The organism is Pseudalkalibacillus salsuginis (genome assembly GCF_021646685.1).
GTDB lineage: Bacteria > Bacillota > Bacilli > Bacillales > Fictibacillaceae > Pseudalkalibacillus > Pseudalkalibacillus salsuginis.
Genome location: NZ_JAKJHW010000011.1, coordinates 1 through 18,856 on the forward strand (window position 1 = coordinate 1; position 18,856 = coordinate 18,856).

Genomic DNA, 18,856 nt, shown 5'->3' on the forward strand with positions numbered 1-18,856 from the left:
TACGACCGTTTATTAAATTAAACTGCCACAGTCCCGTTGAATTCAGGGTTGCGGCAGCATAGGTGTTTTTTTCGTGTTCCATTCTACTGGGTCAGTTCATTAAGACGTATAGGCTTCATTTTTCAAACGTTTAATCTGATCTCTTCCTTATCTGCAATAGAAAATGTGGCACTACCGATGAAGCTTGCAGGAATCAGTCGAAAAGAAGCGAATGAGAAAGCAAAGCAACTTCTGGGAAAAGTCAATTTATTGGACCGATTGGAACACATGCCTTCTAAGCTATCGGGCGGACAACGGCAAAGAGTTTCCATTGCAAGAGCATTAGCTAATTATCCGGATCTCATTTTGGCAGATGAGCCGACTGGAAATCTTGACAGTGAAAACGGTAAACTCATTTTAGATCTGCTTGAAAAACTACATGCTGACGGACACACAATTTTAATGGTCACTCATGATCCCGAACTTTCCGAAAGGGCAAGTCGTGTTGTCTTTATCCGTGATGGTCAACTAAATGATTACCAACCAATAGAATAATAATAGTTGAAAGGGTTTTATTATGTCTCCAAGAAACGAAGAACAAAATAAACAATTAAGAGATGAACGTAGAGAACAGATTTTGCAGTCTGCTCTTAAGGTTTTTGCCAAACGTGGGTTCGCTGCTACTAAAATAAGTGATATTAAATCAGCAGCTGGTTTAAGCCATGGTTTGGTTTATCATTATTTTAGTTCGAAAGATGAAATCTTTTCGACGCTCGTTGAAAGGGCATTAGAAGGATCAAAAATGGTTGTAGATTATGCCTCACAACAAAAATTATCACCGTTAGGAAAAATAAAATGGATGACCGAAAAGATTTTAAAGGAAATGTCAGAAGACGGTGCTTACTACAACCTTATAACTATCCAAGCTTTTACTTCTGATGCAGTACCTGAACAAATTAAATCAATAATTAATGACAAATCACCCAATGCATTAGAAGGAATTTTACCGATTATTAAAGCTGGTCAAAAATCAGCAGAAATTGTACATAAAGATCCAGTTAAATTAGCTGCTTTATACTTTGCGGTAATTCAAGGGATTGCGATGCAACAGCTTCAAGGTAATAAAATAATTCCAACACCTGATGTGGAACTTATTTTGAGAATCTTTAAAACATAATAAATCGATTGATAATGATGTTGGGTGGATAAAGATGAGAGAGGTTTGTCGCCATAATCAACATTGATCTACAACCACTTTACAGTTTTGCCGCCATCAAAGGTATTGGGAAGCGATATTGAGTGCAATCTGGAATACAATACCAGGAAGGCCATTCGGACATACCTTAACATCCACTGCTTTACTACCCGTATGCGAGGCAATTCGAAGCTGCTGCACTACGCTGCTGCTAAATAGGTCACGGTATGCTGGTAGAACCTTGCTGTGGTAGCCAAGTTTTAGGCAACAAATAATAACTTTGTTCCGTCTCTCTATAAATATTTTAATACTTTCGAAAAAGAGAAGACAAGCAAGCGGAATAAGGAAATCGGCCGTGTTGAGAACATGGAATATGATGAGGAACTCGATGAATTCATCTGTGCAAACCATAAAAGGTTGGCCTTTCAAGCTGAACGTAAGCGAACCTCAGAAAATGGATATGTTTCAGTCCAACGAACATATCGTTGTGTAGAATGTATCGGCTGCCCTTTCCAAGAAAAGTGTGCAAAGAGACGGGTTACGTCTCTTATACACCAAAATCCACTGAAAACCCTTCAAAATAAAAGAAGGCTGACCCTAACATCAATTTTCATCGATGTTTTGGGTCAGCCCCGTACTTTAGTTTTTATTTTATAATCTCGTAATCCAGCCTCATTGCACCACTATTTTCATAAAGTTGAGTATTTAAGAGTTTTAAATCGGTCCTGGCTGTAATGTTATCAAGGTATCGCTCGCCGCTGCCAAGGATAACAGGATGGATAACTATGCTTATCTCATCCGCCAACCCCGCATTGATCAGACTCTGCACAAGGCGGGCACTCGACGTAACCAAGATGTCGCCTTGGATTAGATTTTTGAGCTTAGCAACATTCTGACTCAAGTCACCGGCAAGCAGGGAGATGGTGCTGCTATAATTCCCCCAGTGCACTTCCTGAATATTTATATTGCGAGTAGCTACATATTTGGGAGTATTGTTCATGGCATCAGCAAAATCTCCCTCCTGAAACGGCCAAACTTGTGATAAGCCTTCATAGGTGACCCGGCCTATCAAGATGGCTTCGGCCTGCTGGACCATAGTCAGGATGTCCTTCATTGAATCCGTAACGCCAGGCATAGCCCAGCTTGTCATATTGTTCTCGTCTCCACGCGGTCCTGTGAAAACACCATCCAATGTACTGTGTACCGATACAATAATTTTTCCCATCTATCTATCCTCTTTTCATATTGAAATTTTAGATTTCATGTGATAAGGTTTCTTCAGTAATAGAGCTCTTGGATTTTAAGTCGCGCTACATTCCCCAATGACGTTGCGACATGTCTTCCGAGAGTTCTTTTTGTCGATATTAAGACTCTTTTGAACTAATACATCGGCTCAATTGCTTCAGTAAGCTTGTCGAGCGATTGGTTCATCCCTATGATGGCATACTTCAGCATCTCACTATGCTGCATCCAGCCATACTCCGTGATTCTCAGCTCCGTTTGCGTGCCTCTTTCAAAAAATTCAATAACAAATTCGATATTCACCGGAAAATCCGAGGGTAAACCCGCTTGTTCCGGGTCGAGGTAGTTACCGTCTTGATCGGACATGTACTGGTTAAATTCAATTCTTTCCATCGGTTTAATCTTTTTATAAATACCAGCAGTATACGATTCTTGGCCGCCGTGACTGTCCGGTGCACGCATGCAAAACAGGAACTTCCCGCCTTCGCGAAAATCGATTTCGCAGAGCGGTGAAGTGTAGTGAGTGGGTCCCCACCATTTCATTACAAGTGATGGATTCGTCCACGCCTTCCATACCAATTCAACAGGGAAATCGAAAATACGGGTAATAACAACCTCTTGCATGTTAGGATTAGGGACCATCATTAGTCTCCTTTCGCTCTTGATTTTGATTTTTTTCCATGTTTTCCATCTCAGTCCTCAAGACCGTATCCAAGGCATCTAGGCGTCTGCTCCACCTTTGCCTTACTTGTTTGGCCCATTCCTCAAACTGTACCATTATATCGGTGTTCAGCCGATAGATACGCTTCTGTCCTTGTTTCTCCACACTGATTAAATTGGCCTCTAGAAGTATTTTCAAATGTTGAGAGATTGCTTGAGGACTAACGGAAAATTGCTTGTGAATCTCGGATGCGGTGCATTTGTCATGATCGGCAAGTATTTCCAATATTTTGCGACGTGTAGGATCAGCTAGCGCTGAAAATATATCAAATATGTTCTCCTCCCTTCTATCTATTTTTGATGATTGTCTCATGTTGTTGTATTAATCTATAGATAACACTAAACCAATTACTTTATAAAGTCAATCCTTAAATAAATATTGTTCGAAACATGGTAGGAGATGCGTAATATTACGTGTGCAACAGATATTGCGGAATCAAAAAGAACCACTAATAAAGACACCGGTAACTAATCCCAGGTGTCTTTTGTGGTATAAAACACTTCATACCTATTCTAGAGTGACCCAATAAAATGAGACAGGAAAAAACACCACACGTCATTGGGGAATGTAGCGCGACTTAAAACTCACTATCATCCTCTGGTCCTTTCCCGTAAGTGTATTGCTTTCCTACTGGTTGAGATAAACGATGATGTTCGCCGTTTCGATACCACCTCATCCATGTCTTAATTTTGGCCGCCGTGACTGTCCGGTGCACGCATGAGATCTGTAAAAGTCTTTCTTATCGAGTTGGACACCGCATCGTAAAGGGCCCGAAATATATAATGACAGTCAGTTTTGTTAAAGAAGGTATTAATAGAAAATTGAGCGAATTTATACATAAAAATTGTAAATTATCGGGGGGGGATATAAAAAAATGAAAACATATTTGGAAGAAGGTAGCGAAAGATGTGTATGCTTTTTTAGTGTGGGATGAATCTTGGAACTCATTTAATAACTGCTATTTGTTGCTCGATAACAACAATATTAATCTTATTGATTCAGGGAAGGAAGAACATTCTCACTTCCTGTTTTCCGCATTAAAGAAGAAAGGGATTTCCAATAGTGATATAACTCATTTTATAGCCACACACGGTCATAAAGACCATATTGGAGGAATTCAATTTTCAGGAGAAATAGAAGGCTATATACATAATCAAGATTTAGAATTAATTCCAGAAAATCTTAGAAACAAATTAAAGATGAGTCTTCCAGATAAAAGTTCAACTGTAAGTAATTTAGAATGCGTTCTCCTTGGACACCATACTAAAGGTTCTGTTTTACTATATCAACGTGGGAGCAAAGTGTTATTTTGCGGAGACCATATCTGTTTTTTCGGAGAACAATTGAGCGGTAATGTTGTAGATATAGGTGGATTGGAGAGGGAAAAATATAAGCAGTTTGTTTCTGATTGGTCTCAAAACGAGGAAATGAGAAAACAACACAATTTTAGTTTATTTATCGAAGGGTTAAAAAAAATTAACCAATACGATGTTGAATATTTATGTACGGGGCACGGCGTAGTTTTAAAAGGTAAAATAAATGAATTTATTTCTGATTTGCTTGAATTTGAACAGTAAAACAATAAGCCTTCTTCAATTAACGTGTGCTTTAGTTAAAAGGAATAATCAAACTTTATTATAAAAAATTGATATTTAATCAAAAAAACAGTAATTTTGAACAAACTTTTTTCAAAATTACTGTTTTTTATTTGCTGTTGTTTTAAGGGTTAAAGGAAGATCCTAATCAATCTTTATTTTAAATCTACAGGATTTGTTCACTTGCATTAATGTTGGTAACCGGAAAATGAGATAAATCCCCAAAAACGTGCTCTGGAGTCATAAATGACATCCAGGCACGTTTATTATTTTGTTGATCATAATAAACCTATATACAATACGTCTAGGTTAGGCGGGGATTTAAAGGTGTATATTGAATTCGAATCTTATTCCAGAAAGGGCCAGATTGTAGAGGATTAAACTGACGCCGACAGAGCGGGCGGTTTTCGTCCTCCGTAAGGCGCTGGGCTTCGATTATCCCGAAATAGCTGAACTGCTCGGCAAGCGAGAGGCGAATTGCCGCAAGCTGATGAGCAGGGCAAGAAGCAAGATGGGAATATCAGAAGAGGAGAAAGTCGCGGCTGAAGAGGTCGAACAGGAATGGGTTAGCCGGTTCCTCACATCCCTCAAGCAAGGTAACGTCGATCATCTGCAGTCTCTGCTGACCGAAGACGTCATGATCGTCTCCGACGGAGGTGGAAAAGTAAATGCGATCAAACGTCCGGTACAAATGCGCGATAACGTGGCCCGATTGCTGCTAAAGGGCATAGAGCACTATTATCAGGGAAGTTTTCACTTGGAGGTTGCCCCTCTGAACGGTGAGACCGGTATAGCACTCCGTACGGGGGACGAAACCGTGGCCGCTATATTTATACAACTCCGACGTGGAAAGTTTGCCAGAATATACATCGTAAGTAACCCGGATAAGCTTACCTGGGTTTAGGTTGTCGACTGCAGATTTTCCCTAATGAAAAGGAACCCGTAAACTAAGATAAAAGCTTTTCAAGTCTCCTTTTAAGGTTAGAATGACGAAAAATGAGATCATCGTCAGTGATCCCAGCTATCCGATTGAATGTACAATGGATTATGACCCCTGCAAAAAGTGGAGAATGGAAAGCTACAATAACTTAGTAGTTGGAACATAATACTCACTGATTATTCGGAGGGTATGGTTGAGACAGTTCAAAAGAATTTAGAGGGGATACCTAACATCCAATACAGTCAATTCAACATTGAGGATATTCCTTATGAAGATAATAGTTTTGATATTATTATAGCTAATGTTGTTATCACGTTTAAAGGCCTCAATTGTTGAGTAAATAAACCCAATTTCTCATGGGAAACACTGAGAGATTGGGTTTTTAAATACTTTAATATCCATAGGGTCTGAAACCCTAATTTTGTCTTCAAGATATCTTTGGGGAACTTATTTTATTTTAGTAAATTAATAAATTCACGCATGAACCCAGGTAGATCTGGCCACGCATGTCCAGAAACAAGGTTTTGATGTGTGTGTAATGTTTCATTAATATATGTAGCACCACATGCAGTCACATCAGGCTTACAAGCAATATATGCTGTATACTCCCGGCCTTTCATCAAATCCGGTACAATAGTAAGTACTTGTGCAGCATGACAGATAGCACCTACTGGCTTATTTTCCTCAAAGAAGTGGCGGACAATTTTCGGTAATGATTCCTCCAAGCGAATATATTCCGGTGCTCTTCCTCCAGGAATAATCAACCCGTCATATTGCGAGGGATTAACATTATCAAAAGCTACTTGAGAATCAATGCCATATGCAGGTTTTTCTACATATGTTTCCATTCCTTCTATAAAGTCGTGACTAACTGTTTGTAGTTTTTTTACAGAAGGTGAAGCAATCGTTACGTCAAACCCTTCTTCAAGACACCGATAATATGGATAAAAAATTTCAAGCGCCTCTACAGCATCCCCAGTAACAATCAGTACTTTTTTACTCATGAACATAACCTCCATATAAAATAATTTTAGTAGATAAAAAGTGTTTTTCTTTCCATATTGTTTTTTCATCTACTCAATTCAACATTTCTATACGATTTCCTTTAAAGGAACGCACCCATATGTTTGGAATTAAATAGTAAAAACATCGTTTATTCCTCATTAGGATAGGAAACCATTTATTTACAAAGTAACAACTGTCTTACATTTATCTAAAAGGTACACAATGGTTGAATTAATGAGAACATTGTTTTAAGGTAACGGTTTTTATTAAAATTTTATTTACATTGATATCAACAAACGGCAGCTTCGTTAACCAGGGTGCTTGCGGTTTCTTTACACTTAAAGAAAGTATAAAATACTTTCTTCAGTATAAGTGCAACTATGACTCAGCCTACGCCTAAGGCTTGGCTTTGCCAAGTTTTCTTTATAATTTAGGACATATGTCCTTCCCAGGTGAATTGGATATGTCTTTTAATAAGAGAGAAGTCTAAATCATTGGAGATAGTAGGCATGAAAGGAAGTTTATTTGCATTTCTAGGTGGAGCTTTTATTACATTACAGGGTGTGGCAAATTCACGGATTAGTCAAGATATAGGCACTTGGAAGACTGCAACGATTACCCAGTTGATCGGATTTTTGGCGGCTTTTCTCATCCTTTTGTTGATCAGGAACGGAAATTGGCGACAATTTAAGCAAGTGAAACCTTTATATTTAACGGGAGGGACCTTTGGATCTATTGTTGTTTTTACTAATATTGTGGCCATTCAACATATCGGAGTCACCTTGACCATTGCAGCGTTATTGATTGCCCAACTTAGTCTAACTTTTATAATTGATAGTAAGGGCTGGTTTGGAGGAGGGGAACAGAAGATGGAGCTGCCCCAGTTCATCGGTATAGGTATGATGGTAGTAGGTGTTTTAATAATGAAATTCTAATTTGCGAAACCACGGAATGGGGTTAGAAAATGAAAGAGATCCGGGATCCAGATCAGTTCGTTCAATATATTCAGAAGCATCAATTAGAATCGATCTTTAATGACAAATTGATATCGTATATGACATTATATCGTTTTGATCAGGGAGAACTAATTTGTTCTCAAGGCGATTCATCAGAGTATTTGTATATTCTTGTAAAAGGAAAAGTGAAAATATATACAACAACAGCAGAAGGTAGAGCGCTTATTCTTTCATTTAAACCACCATTGGAATTGATCGGTGATGTTGAATATGTTCAAGGGATTGACATTATTAATACAGTTGAAGCCGTATCGCCTGTCCATATGATCCTCATTCATTATCAATGGATAAAAAAGTTCGGGCATAATGACCCTGTATTTCTAAATTTTTTACTGGAAATCATCACACGAAAGTTTTGTGTGAAATCCAATTCTCTAAGCTTTAATCTTCTATATCCGGTGGAGGTGCGATTGGCAAGTTACTTACTATCTGTCTCTTTTGATGAATCAGACAATCAGTTCAAAGGTCAATTAAGTACCCTTAGTTTGAAAGATACAGCGAACTTAATCGGTACTAGCTATAGACACTTGAATCGAGTCATTCAAAAGTTCAGTAAAGAAGGACTGGTTGAAAGGAAAAAAGGATTCCTCCATGTGAAGAATAGGGAAGGGCTGAAGGAGATAGCAGATCATAATATATATGAATGAACGGAAATAAACAAGGAAAGGGAAATCTGGAATGGTTTTAGGACTATTAATGGCAATTACAGCGGGGTCGTTAGTCAGTTTGCAAAATATTTTCAATAGTAAAGTTAATGTTTACGTTGGTTCATGGACTACGACAACTCTTGTTCTAGGTTTAGGAGCCTTAGCATCATTTATGATCGGTTTTATTTTTGAAGGCAAAAGTATGTTCAATTTGAGTAATATGGAGATATGGTACTGGTTCAGTGGGTTGATCGGTATCGGCGTGGTCACATGTCTGGTACAGGGCATCAAACGGCTTGGATCGACTTATGCGATTTCGATTGCAATGACCTCACAGCTTGGATTTGCTCTATTATTGGATTCGTTCGGTTGGTTAGGCTTGGAAAAGGTACCTTTCACTCCAAAACAATTGATCGGTGTTCTGGTTATTGTTGGCGGTATTATCGTCTTTAAATTCGATAAGCGTGAAGAACATCATTCGTCTAAGGCGAGTTAATTGGAAAAGGAAGAGAACCTTGCCGATCGAGATATAGTAAAGTCGCACCTTGATTCATCCCCTAAAAGCTGTATTTCTTTTCCTTCTTCAAATGTCCCTCGTTTTTATCCTTTCATAATTCAATGTCAGGTCGTATATGGTATCATAAAAATGATTCTAGCAGCATTTTCTTGAGTAATGATCAAGTTTAAACAATAAATAGGACGTATTTCGAAGGCAGTCATGATGGGGGAGTGGAATGGATTTAACCTTAGTTTTGTCATTCTTATTGCGGTTAAAATTATATCATAAAAGGCTCACTTCTAGGCATTATTGGTTTGCACATTGCGTTTAGCGAAAAATAAGACAACCTTTTGATAGAAAAGACTTTCCATGTACTAAATTAGCGTACTCCTATGACATTGGGTACGCCATTTGTTTTTATATTTCAATAGCTACGATCTATCCTTCAGAAAATGCTTTTCGATATATGAGGAGGAATTCGTTTTATGTAAATTCCTTTCCTGATTTTCCTTTATTATCTTAATATTGATTACCTATTTCCCATGGATAAAAACTTGTAAGAAAAAAGGTCACATACTTTTGTAGGTTTTTCGACAATTACCCACCAAAACTGACATCCTTAATGGAATAATTATTGAACAGAATAATTTTGAGTTGTGTTTTGTTCCTTAAGGAGTGTCTATCTTTGGAAATACTAATTGCCGTTTTTTTCTTATTGAGTGTTACTTTTCCGATTTTGCATTTATATCATTGTCTACCCTGGTTCCGTGAATCTAATGAAAGGATCAGACGTGATCCTAAGCTGAAAAAATGGATGATCGATCATGGTTATGAAGAGGAAAAAGGAATAAGCATATTAATTCCCTGTTACAATGAAACAGGTATTTTAGAAACGTCTCTCGAGAGTATGAAAGAATTATCTTATTCTCATTTCGAAGTCATCTATATAAATGATGGTTCAACGGACGATACGATGAAATCTATGAAAGAATTACTCCAGTTGAAAACAAGCTCAAAGTCCCCATGCGGTAAACTGTCCCACGAGAAAGTAAAAGGGGTCTATCAATCTGGCCTTTACCCGAACATCTATGTCATTGATAAGATGAATGGTGGGAAAGCAGACGCACTAAATGCAGGAATCGAATATGCGAGTAATGATGTTGTCATCACATTAGATGCAGATACTATTTTGGCGGATAATGCATTATCTGCAGTGAACGATGTTTTGAAAGATGAGGATGTTGTCGCGGCAGGTGGGATGGTACATGTTTTGCAAACAAAAACCAATCAACCTTTGAATCGCTTGTCTTTACATTACGCAAATATGTTACTACGCGTCCAGGTGTTGGATTTCTTAAAAGCCTTTTATATTTCAAAGTTGTCTCTTGTTCGTTTTAATGCCTTAGCAGTCATATCAGGAGCCTTTGGGATATTCCGAAAACAGGTTTTATTGGATGTAGGAGGCTATCGAAAAACAATAGGAGAAGACATCGACATCACTCTCCGGATCCATAAATATATGGCTAAGCATAAGAATTTGAGAATCAGTTTCATAGCAGACGCTGTCGGTTACACAGAATTACCAGAGACTTGGAAAGATCTAATCAAGCAACGTTTACGTTGGCAAAAGGCTTATATCGATTGTGTCATTCATTTCCGTACTTTCTTTGGAAAAACGTTATTTACTAAAGCAGTGTCCTTTTTTTATATTTTCGAAACGTTCCTGGTTGGCACCCTGGCGTCCTTTGTAATGACAGGGATTGTAATTATGAATATGTTGGATGCCCCTCAAAACTCTTACTTGAACTACGTGTTCTTTTATTTGTTTTGGCTTTTTTTCTTCGGTTTAATATACGATCTGGTAGCCGTCGGAATAGGAAAGCATTACGGCTTTTCGTTTGAATGGAAAGATATTTTCCGTTTAATATCCGCACTCTTCTTTGACATTTTTGTTTATCGTTTTGTAACGATGTATTTTGTGATGTATGGAAGCATTTCTTATTTCTTTAATAGGAAATGGAACAAGGTTAAGCGGACCGGGCGGGATTATCACGCCGATTCAAAGCATGCAGCATAGGTATTTATAGTGGGTGGTAGGATTGTTGTTTAAGAAATTTGTACTTTTTATTGCTACGTTTATTACGGTATTGATTTTGGGGGCAGGTAGTTTCACATGGCAATTTGTAACCTCTACCTCATCTAGTATACATGAAGAGATCGATATCGAAAGGAAACCGGAATTTGAAGAACACCATGATCAGATCAACCTTAAGAAAAGTGATCCGATTTCCATCCTGTTAATGGGGATTGATAAAAGCGCTGGTGAAGAACGTGGCCGATCAGATACGTTGATTCTAATGACCATCAATCCTCATACCAAATCAACGCATATGGTAAGTATTCCCCGAGATACTTACACCAGGATAAAAGGTGCTGAAGATAAGATCAACTCTGCTTATCATGTCGGGGGGACAGCGATGACCATTTCTTCTGTTGAGAATCTCTTAGATGTCCCGGTTGATTATTATGTAAAAGTCAACATGAAGAGTTTTGTACAAATCGTCGATGCAGTTGGTGGCATCGAAGTGAACAATGATTTAGATTTTAATACGTATAAAGCCACTTTCACTGATAAAAAGATGCGATTTCCAAAAGGTCGACTTAATTTAAAAGGTGAAGAAGCATTGATATTTGCACGGATGAGGAAGCAAGATCCAAGAGGGGACTTTGGCCGACAAATCCGCCAACGCCAAGTGATTGAAGCAGTCATCGAAAAAGGGGCGAATATTTCTTCTGTAACGAAATTCGGCGAAATCGTCAAGGTTGTCGAACATAATGTCAAAACAAACTTGACTTTCAATGATATGTGGAAGGTCCAATCAAATTATAAGGCTGCTCGTGAAAACATACAGCAGCATAAAATTGAAGGATCGGATAAAAAAATAAAAGGGACTTATTATTATGTGCCTGATAAGAAAAAGCTCCATACGATTTCTAATGAACTGAAAAAACATTTGGGACTGGATAGATAACCTTAAGAGGGGTGGTAAGGAGGGATATTTTTTCCCTCTTTTCTTCATTTAAGTAGGGCCCAAAATTTGTTTCCATGTAAAAACAAACCAATTTTCATTGTACGAACCTATCAATAAAGTGGACCTCGAAAAACGTATAAAAAGAAAATAAATAAGGAAAGGGTTTTTTATGGATACACTTATATTTCTTGGAATCATTTTAGTATTAATGTGTATTATCTTTGGTCTATTGGTATTTATCAAGAAAAAACATGTAGAGTATGATGAACTGATTGATTCGTTTCAAACAGAAGCGGTAGCAAGTCTTTCTAAGGTTGAAAATGATCTTCTGCAAGAGAAAGAAAAAGTGGCAGATAAGATCAGGAAAAGTTATGAAAAGAAAATGAATCAATATAAAAGATATATCCAAACGGTAGAAAAATTTTCTAGAACGACAAGTGAAGTCAGTACTCATAAAATGTTGACCGAGATCAAGGAAGAGCTGGTTTCGGATTATGCGATCAAACCTTCCCAAATGAAAATCTTGTCTAATGTATTCATTTCGAACAAGACAACTAACGGAGAAATAATACCTATAAAAATCGATCACATCGTATTGATGAGGACTGGCATTTACATCATTGATACCAATGAGTGTGACGGGGATGTGTTATATGGGATTACAAAAGGAAAAGCAAAAGAATTATCACTTATTCTCGATCATCTTTTCCCAATTGAAGAAAAGGACACTGAAAAAACAGTCGTAATGAAGAATGAAAAAGACAATTTAAATGGATTGAATATCATCCCTGTTGATGATCCGACGACACAAGTCATGACGGGAGTTTCTGTAATTAAACAATTGCTTGAAGATCATCTTGGGCATTTTTCTGTAACCCCTATCCTTTATTTTGATCATCATGAAAATAATGTAATTAATTATTCGCAATCCAAAACCCCTTATGTGATTGATGATCAAGAAACCCTCTATACGTTCTTTTTGAGGCAATTGGAAGATGGTAGTACCAATCATTCTGAGTTTGAATTAGAAAAGCTAAAAAACCTAATAGAAAGTGTACTAATCGAATTGGAACAGTAAAACACATGAAGCAAGCACACTCAACCAATAAGGAATATTTCTGACAGCACACATACATTTCATTAATTTGTATACCCTATAAAAACGAATCCAGGAACTTAAAGGACATGGTGATGGTATGTTCTTACTTTTGGTTATTTATTATTGGTTGATGGGTATTCTACTTGTTGCAGCTCCTTATTATCTACCGGGCTTGCTGCACAGGTGGAAAGGGAAATTCCAGCTTCGAGCACGAACTTTAGATGAAGATTGTAATATCGAAAGCATAAAAAAGAAAATCGTGGCGAATTCGGTATTTTCAGTCCCCGATTACTGCATTAAAATTTACTTTCCGATCTACGGTGCATTGAAAATCGTGTTAGGATTTGTCATTTTGTCTGTCCTCATCCATTTTGGAAAAGTATGAAGTCTCGACCTTTTTCTGTTGAGGCTTTTTTATATGAAGATATAACATTCTGGTGCGGCACTATCCCACCTACTTGGATCACTTCAGTCCTTATGTGGCGGTCGACACATTGATTTAGATCGAAGGGTTTATCCACGCAGAACCGAACTTTGTTTGGTTTTGAGCCTCCTCGTCGGACTTCCAGTGACCCTCGTGGCTGACCAGGGCGTTTACGCTTTTCTAAGATAATTAAAATAATACGAACTTATTTACATAGGTTTTTTCGAAGTTTATACATAAGACGTTTTTGGGTAGATATTAGATTTTTATAAATTGCTATAAGTAAATTCGCGTCACTCCTGCGGGAAAAGCGAACTAGGATAACAGACCCATAAGTAAATGGAACGATGGGAGTGTTTTTTTTATGGAAATGATTTTCTTTATTGCTGTCAATCTCGTATTGCTTTGTGTGGTAATCGGGTTATTATTTTTTATAAAGAAAAAACATAAAGATTATGATCGAATGATTGAACAGTATCAGATGAAGGCAACAGCCAGTATTTCTGAAGTGAAAAACAATCTGCAGCAACAGAAAGAAGAAGAGGTTGAAAAGGTCAAGGATGTTTATGAGACGAAAATCGATGAATTTAAGGACTATATCCATTGCATTGAAAAGCTTTCTAGAAATGAGAGTGAAATCAATACACATAACCTATTGACTGAAATAAAGGAAAAATTAGTGTCACAAGGAATGCTCAACCCTTTGCAAATGTTGATCATACCTAATGTTTTTGTACCTTTCAAAACAGAGGAAGGGCAAATCCGATCTGCAAAAATCGACCATTTGGTTGTCATGAGTACAGGAATCTATATCATCGGCACAAAAGACTGGCATGGGAATGTCCTGTTTGGGCTATCAAAAGAGAAAGCCAACGAATTTCCATTCATCCATGATAATTTTTATGCTCCTTATGAACAAGAGACTGAAAAAACGATCGTCTATATGCATGTTGACGGAAATCCAAATGAATTGAAGGTCAGGGCGATTGCTGATCCCTCAAGAAGGGTCTTGACTGGTTCCAGGTCAATGGAGGAATTACTTGAAGTCCATGTCGGTGAAGCACACATAACACCGATTCTGTATGTCAACCATGGCAATAGCAAGCTGATCAATTATTCCCAAAAGGAGATCCCACCTGTCTTTGACAAACTGGATACCCTCTACGATTTCTTTGTAAAAGAATTAGAGAATAAGTATGATCTTTATTCTATAGCTGAAATAGAGGACATCAAGAATTTCATCGAAAACACCCATATCATTAATTGAATCAATTATTTTTATCATAAAACCCTGTTAAATTGTGACTGTTTCTTTAAGCGAAACTCACAATACTGTCCACAGGGATAACCAAGGCAAAACCCTGCAGCAGGAACGAGCGAGCCGATTTGCGATTCACCCGCGGAAAGCAAATGATTTCGCAAATTTCAACGATCAGGAATAGCAAATCCTTATGAAAAGTTCGAAAGGATGTTTGAAAAATATTGAAAAAGGGTATAGGACAATTACCATAATAGTTAAGGAGGGGTAATATGCAAGTTTTAAAACCGTTGGACAAAAAAACCAACAAAACTACTTATCCATCCCATCCAAAAAATCCTAGCAAAATACTTAGGAAACCAAATCACGCGCGAAAAAAGCCTGAGTATAAGCAAACCTTTTTGAATCCACGATAAGAAGCAACGTCTAAATGCCCAACTCTATTTTCAGGACTATCGTCTGGACCAAGACAAACCTGCATCGCATAAAATGAAGCAACAGGTGACAGGGGGGCGATATATGGGCGGGCATTATCGACAAATGCTGGTTCAACAGCCAAAATCAGTCCAAGAGGCCCAGCAAAACTTTTTTCAGCATGCAGCTTTAGCTGAACATTATGAACGCCAAAGGATGGCTTATGCGAGTAATCCAGCCTTGTACTACAAATACGCCGAGTTACAATATTTTCATAAATCAAGAGTCCTGTATTTTAAAAGCTTCTTTTCAGCTACCTCCCTGATGTAATTTAAAAATTAAGGGAGGTTTTTTTAGATTGAAATCGAACAAAGTCATATATTCGAAAATTGTGTCTAAAGGCGGTGACCTATTTGATATTGGGATTTGACCATCTTATCCATTTTGCTTATCGGCCTGATCAGGCAATGGACAAGTTCAGGACACTAGGGTTCAATGCCTATACAGGAGGAAGACATCCGAATTGGGGGACGCATAATTGTCTGAGTTTTTTTCCGGGATTACGGTATATCGAATGGATCGGTATTGAAGATGATCAAGCGGCAAAGGGATCGGACAATGTTTTGATCCAACAAATCGTAAAGGACTCCACTTACAGAGAGGGCTTTTCCAATATCGCACTCCGAACAAATGATAATTTTTCATTAGCCGTGTGGTTGGAGGAACGAGGATATGAAATCATCGGGCCGGTTGATGGCCAGCGGAGAAAAGAAGATGGCTCCCTTTTACAATGGTCGATGCTTTTTATTAAGGAAAATGAGAACATGCCATTGCGTTATCCATTTTTCATACAATGGGGCGAAACCGATGAACAACGTGAAAGGGAAATGGCTGGTATGATGGAACATTCTGTCGGAACACCATCAATATCGTTTATCGGTTTTAATGTTGAAGATGAAAAAGAAGCCTTTCATCAATATGCATCTTTATTCTCTACATACCCGGACGCAGTACATCGGAGAGATGCATCGGGATCTTTCATCGAACTTTCTATTTTTGGAGATTTCACCATTCGATTTTATAAAAAAAGAGAATCCAGTTATGGCGATGCATCCGAAAGGCCGGTTGTATGCGGGATAAAAGGCTGTAAGAATGCCAGGATAGAGAAAGTTAATGGAGGGACATATTTTTTGATGGAATAGGGCGAATGGTTTAAAGGATATGAAAAGAAGGCTTACATGAAGTACTTTGATGAAAAAGAGATTCACAAACTCGTGTCAATGGAATCCTTGATCCATGAGCTGGACCGGTACTTTCAAGGAAAACCTGAAGTTATGTTACGGGATAAACAAAGATACGATCCACGGTACGATGATCCTCCATGACCGCGAGACTCTTGAACTGTTAGCGTTTATGGATGGAAAAGCTGTTACAGCTCTTCGAACTGGTGCGGTAGGCGGGCTAAGCATGAAATATTTAGCAAAGGAATCCGCAGATCGGGTCGGAATAGTCGGAACAGGAGTACAGGGCTGGAGCCACTTGGAAGCATCCATTGCTGTCCGGGATATCAAAAAGGTATTTTTACATAATCGAAGTCTTGAAAAATTGCAGACTTTTAAAGAAAGGATCCATGATGAATACCCTGGTATCTCCGTAGAGGGTGTAGATGTTGATACTTTAGTAGAGTCTTCGGACATCATTGTGACGACGACAACTTCGACAAGCCCGGTACTCCCTGATTTGGAGACTGAAGCATGGGAGGGGAAGCATATTGTAGCGGTAGGCTCTTATAAACCAGCCATGCTAGAGCTTCCTGAAAAGCTTTTACAATCCACCAAACCAATTTTTGTCGATACAACGACTGCCTTGACGGAATCTGGAGACATGATTAAGGCAAAGGAACTGCAAGGGGATGAAGCTCGTTTTTACACTCTTGAAGATATGATCCAGGGAAAGCAGGGACAAGTACCTTATACATTATTCAAATCAGTAGGCATGGCATTATTCGATTTGGTTACGGCAAAGTTCATTTATGAGAAAAGTGTCTGCAATCAACAATAAATGACATATTAAGTCTAGGATATGGGGTGACAAAAATGAATTTTGAAATCTTCATGGGTTTGATTGGTGTGCCTGGAGGAATTATTCTCATAGCTGTTGTTTGTTATGTGGTCTTAGGGAAGAGAGATCGGGAAGTTGAAGTTGAACGTAAGGAGGGGATTTCAAAATGAATGCCCATCCAATGACTGTATCAATAATCATTATTTATCTCTTATTATTATTAGCCATCGGGGTCATGAGTTCAAAAAAAAGCTCCGGCGGGTTGACTGATTTCTTCTTGGCAGGGCGTGGTTTAGGGAAGTGGACGGTAGCCTTGAGTGCTGTCAGCTCAGGACGGAGCGGCTGGCTGGTCTTAGGTGTGACAGGCACAGCCTATGCTAGTGGGTTGTTAGCCGTTTGGGCGTTAGCCGGGTTCATTACCGTAGAGGTTTTCATGTTCTTTTTCGTTGCCCGCCGATTTCGAAAATATAGTGAAAGTACAGATAGCATTACGATCCCGGATATCCTTGAAAAACGTTATCAGGATAGAACAAACCTTCTTCGGATTACAAGTGCACTGATCATTACATTCTTCATGATTGCTTATGTAGGGAGTCAGGTGGTTGCTGGCGGAACGGCATTTTCTTCAAGCCTCGGCCTATCCACAACTGGCGGGATGTGGTTTACAGCTGCTATTTTATTAGCTTACACAGTACTTGGAGGGTTCCATGCAGTAAGTAAGACAGACGTCCTGCAAGCAGGTTTCATGTTTTTATCCCTTGTCGTCTTGCCTATTATCGCGATTATCGGGTTGGGTGGTTTTGGGCCTATATTGGATGTGTTACATACCCAAGGCCCAGCTTATTACGGTATATTCGGTTTTGGATTTGGTGTGGCGATGAATGTGATCGGAATAGGATTTGGGAGTCCTGGAAACCCACATATCCTGGTCCGTTACATGTCTTTGAGGAACATCAAGGAAATGAGGCAAGCTGCCCTTATCGGGTCGGTCTGGAATGTCATCATGGGTTGGGGGGCGATTATGGTCGGACTTGCAGGGCGTGCTTACTTCCCAGACATTTCATCTCTGCCTGGAGAAAATCAAGAAGCGATTTTTACTACGTTAGGAAATGAATTGCTCAATCCTTTCTTTATGGGTATTCTGCTCGTCGCGATCTTAGCAGCGATCATGTCCAGTGCAGATAGCCAGCTTTTAGTCGGGTCCAGCTCACTAGTCCGTGACATATACGACCGGTTGATTGGAAAGGGCAAAGGACTGGATGGCAAAAAACTCGTGTTATATAGCCGGATAGCAATCGGCGTCCTCATGCTCTTATCGGTTTGGCTTGCTTTTTCCGCACAGGAATTCGTCTTCTGGATGGTCTTGTTTGCCTGGGGTGGATTAGGAGCCTGTTTCGGTCCAGCGCTTCTTCTATCATTTTATTGGAAAGGGACGTCAAAGCAAGGCGTGTTCTGGGGAATGCTCGTCGGTTTGGTGACGGTGATCCTCGTCAAAAATCAGCCGGCATGGACATTAAACTATCTGCCCGATATCAAAGCCTTGTTTTCCAAGATTCTTTTCGGCATCACCTATGAAGCGGTACCAGGCTTCCTCATGGCACTGGTGGTCACCGTCGTTGTAAGCTTGTTCACGAAAAAACCTTCAAATGCCAAAGAAACCATTGAAGATCTCGCCTCCTGATGACGTGCCAGGCACCTTTTATGATCCCTTGCTGCTCAAGGACTTCAA

At 38.9% G+C, this 18,856-nt stretch carries 23 protein-coding genes and 1 pseudogene; 20 read left to right on the forward strand and 4 right to left on the reverse strand.

Annotation, left to right across the window (positions count from 1 at the left end):
* The first annotated feature begins 48 nt into the window (after positions 1–48).
* The 3 genes from L1611_RS18615 to L1611_RS20740 all read left to right on the forward strand — a co-directional run bounded on the left by L1611_RS18615 (position 49) and on the right by L1611_RS20740 (position 1,831).
* Positions 49–534, forward strand: coding sequence for an ABC transporter ATP-binding protein (locus tag L1611_RS18615; protein ID WP_236315218.1), 486 nt, complete (start codon positions 49–51; stop codon positions 532–534).
* Positions 535–556: 22 nt separating this feature from the next.
* Complete coding sequence (locus tag L1611_RS18620) at positions 557–1,156, forward strand: TetR/AcrR family transcriptional regulator (protein WP_236315219.1); 600 nt, start codon at positions 557–559, stop codon at positions 1,154–1,156.
* Positions 1,157–1,540: 384 nt separating this feature from the next.
* Positions 1,541–1,831, forward strand: a complete 291-nt coding sequence (locus tag L1611_RS20740) for a transposase (protein WP_407681749.1) — start codon at positions 1,541–1,543, stop codon at positions 1,829–1,831.
* Here L1611_RS20740 and L1611_RS18630 read toward each other — a convergent pair.
* The 3 genes from L1611_RS18630 to L1611_RS20990 all read right to left on the reverse strand — a co-directional run bounded on the left by L1611_RS18630 (position 1,821) and on the right by L1611_RS20990 (position 3,449).
* On the reverse strand, positions 1,821–2,399 hold the full coding sequence (locus L1611_RS18630) for a dihydrofolate reductase family protein (protein WP_236315220.1): 579 nt from the start codon (positions 2,397–2,399) through the stop codon (positions 1,821–1,823). The genes L1611_RS20740 and L1611_RS18630 overlap by 11 nt on opposite strands.
* Positions 2,400–2,554: 155 nt before the next feature.
* Positions 2,555–3,058: an SRPBCC family protein gene (locus tag L1611_RS18635; RefSeq protein WP_236315221.1), complete on the reverse strand. Its 504-nt coding sequence runs from the start codon at positions 3,056–3,058 to the stop codon at positions 2,555–2,557.
* Entirely contained in the window at positions 3,048–3,449 is a 402-nt protein-coding gene (locus L1611_RS20990; RefSeq protein WP_407681750.1) for an ArsR/SmtB family transcription factor, read from the reverse strand. The genes L1611_RS18635 and L1611_RS20990 overlap by 11 nt, the downstream gene beginning before the upstream one ends.
* A 596-nt stretch (positions 3,450–4,045) precedes the next feature.
* On the opposite strand from L1611_RS20990, the gene L1611_RS18640 reads away from it, so the two are divergent.
* From L1611_RS18640 to L1611_RS20995, 4 genes and pseudogenes are all read left to right on the forward strand, one after another.
* The gene (locus L1611_RS18640) at positions 4,046–4,714 is read left to right on the forward strand and encodes an MBL fold metallo-hydrolase (protein ID WP_236315222.1); all 669 of its coding nucleotides are present in this window, start codon (positions 4,046–4,048) and stop codon (positions 4,712–4,714) included.
* A 400-nt stretch (positions 4,715–5,114) separates the two neighbouring features.
* Positions 5,115–5,234, forward strand: a pseudogene (locus L1611_RS20745) (sigma factor-like helix-turn-helix DNA-binding protein); the annotation flags it as partial.
* A 9-nt stretch (positions 5,235–5,243) separates the two neighbouring features.
* Positions 5,244–5,636: a sigma-70 family RNA polymerase sigma factor family protein gene (locus L1611_RS18650; protein WP_236315223.1), complete on the forward strand. Its 393-nt coding sequence runs from the start codon at positions 5,244–5,246 to the stop codon at positions 5,634–5,636.
* Positions 5,637–5,837: 201 nt separating this feature from the next.
* Complete coding sequence (locus L1611_RS20995) at positions 5,838–6,008, forward strand: class I SAM-dependent methyltransferase (protein WP_407681752.1); 171 nt, start codon at positions 5,838–5,840, stop codon at positions 6,006–6,008.
* 116 nt (positions 6,009–6,124) lie between these two features.
* Here L1611_RS20995 and L1611_RS18655 read toward each other — a convergent pair whose 3' ends face one another.
* Positions 6,125–6,676 carry a DJ-1/PfpI family protein gene (locus tag L1611_RS18655; RefSeq protein ID WP_236315224.1) on the reverse strand — a complete coding sequence of 184 codons (552 nt, stop codon included), beginning with the start codon at positions 6,674–6,676 and terminating at the stop codon, positions 6,125–6,127.
* A gap of 510 nt (positions 6,677–7,186) precedes the next feature.
* On the opposite strand from L1611_RS18655, the gene L1611_RS18660 reads away from it, so the two are divergent.
* The 13 genes from L1611_RS18660 to L1611_RS18715 all read left to right on the forward strand — a co-directional run bounded on the left by L1611_RS18660 (position 7,187) and on the right by L1611_RS18715 (position 18,808).
* Positions 7,187–7,612 (forward strand): DMT family transporter, encoded by a 426-nt coding sequence (locus tag L1611_RS18660; protein WP_236315225.1) that lies wholly within the window; start codon positions 7,187–7,189, stop codon positions 7,610–7,612.
* A 29-nt stretch (positions 7,613–7,641) separates the two neighbouring features.
* A complete protein-coding gene (locus L1611_RS18665; protein ID WP_236315226.1) occupies positions 7,642–8,340 on the forward strand; it encodes a Crp/Fnr family transcriptional regulator in 699 nt (232 codons plus the stop codon).
* A gap of 31 nt (positions 8,341–8,371) precedes the next feature.
* A complete protein-coding gene (locus tag L1611_RS18670; RefSeq protein ID WP_236315227.1) occupies positions 8,372–8,836 on the forward strand; it encodes a DMT family transporter in 465 nt (154 codons plus the stop codon).
* A gap of 688 nt (positions 8,837–9,524) precedes the next feature.
* Positions 9,525–10,916 (forward strand): glycosyltransferase family 2 protein, encoded by a 1,392-nt coding sequence (locus L1611_RS18675; protein ID WP_236315228.1) that lies wholly within the window; start codon positions 9,525–9,527, stop codon positions 10,914–10,916.
* Between the two features lie 25 nt (positions 10,917–10,941).
* Positions 10,942–11,871, forward strand: coding sequence for an LCP family glycopolymer transferase (locus L1611_RS18680; protein WP_236315229.1), 930 nt, complete (start codon positions 10,942–10,944; stop codon positions 11,869–11,871).
* A 169-nt stretch (positions 11,872–12,040) separates the two neighbouring features.
* On the forward strand, positions 12,041–12,949 hold the full coding sequence (locus tag L1611_RS18685) for an NERD domain-containing protein (protein ID WP_236315230.1): 909 nt from the start codon (positions 12,041–12,043) through the stop codon (positions 12,947–12,949).
* Positions 12,950–13,067: 118 nt separating this feature from the next.
* Complete coding sequence (locus L1611_RS18690) at positions 13,068–13,355, forward strand: hypothetical protein (protein WP_236315231.1); 288 nt, start codon at positions 13,068–13,070, stop codon at positions 13,353–13,355.
* Between the two features lie 403 nt (positions 13,356–13,758).
* Positions 13,759–14,661: a nuclease-related domain-containing protein gene (locus tag L1611_RS18695; protein WP_236315232.1), complete on the forward strand. Its 903-nt coding sequence runs from the start codon at positions 13,759–13,761 to the stop codon at positions 14,659–14,661.
* 510 nt (positions 14,662–15,171) lie between these two features.
* Positions 15,172–15,396: a hypothetical protein gene (locus L1611_RS18700; protein WP_236315233.1), complete on the forward strand. Its 225-nt coding sequence runs from the start codon at positions 15,172–15,174 to the stop codon at positions 15,394–15,396.
* A gap of 83 nt (positions 15,397–15,479) precedes the next feature.
* Positions 15,480–16,268, forward strand: coding sequence for a VOC family protein (locus L1611_RS18705; RefSeq protein WP_236315234.1), 789 nt, complete (start codon positions 15,480–15,482; stop codon positions 16,266–16,268).
* Between the two features lie 94 nt (positions 16,269–16,362).
* A complete protein-coding gene (locus L1611_RS18710) occupies positions 16,363–17,127 on the forward strand; it encodes an ornithine cyclodeaminase family protein (RefSeq protein WP_236315235.1) in 765 nt (254 codons plus the stop codon).
* A gap of 35 nt (positions 17,128–17,162) precedes the next feature.
* Positions 17,163–17,297: a hypothetical protein gene (locus tag L1611_RS20750; RefSeq protein WP_265738517.1), complete on the forward strand. Its 135-nt coding sequence runs from the start codon at positions 17,163–17,165 to the stop codon at positions 17,295–17,297.
* Complete coding sequence (locus L1611_RS18715; RefSeq protein ID WP_236315236.1) at positions 17,294–18,808, forward strand: sodium/proline symporter; 1,515 nt, start codon at positions 17,294–17,296, stop codon at positions 18,806–18,808. The genes L1611_RS20750 and L1611_RS18715 overlap by 4 nt, the downstream gene beginning before the upstream one ends.
* Positions 18,809–18,856 lie beyond the last annotated feature (48 nt).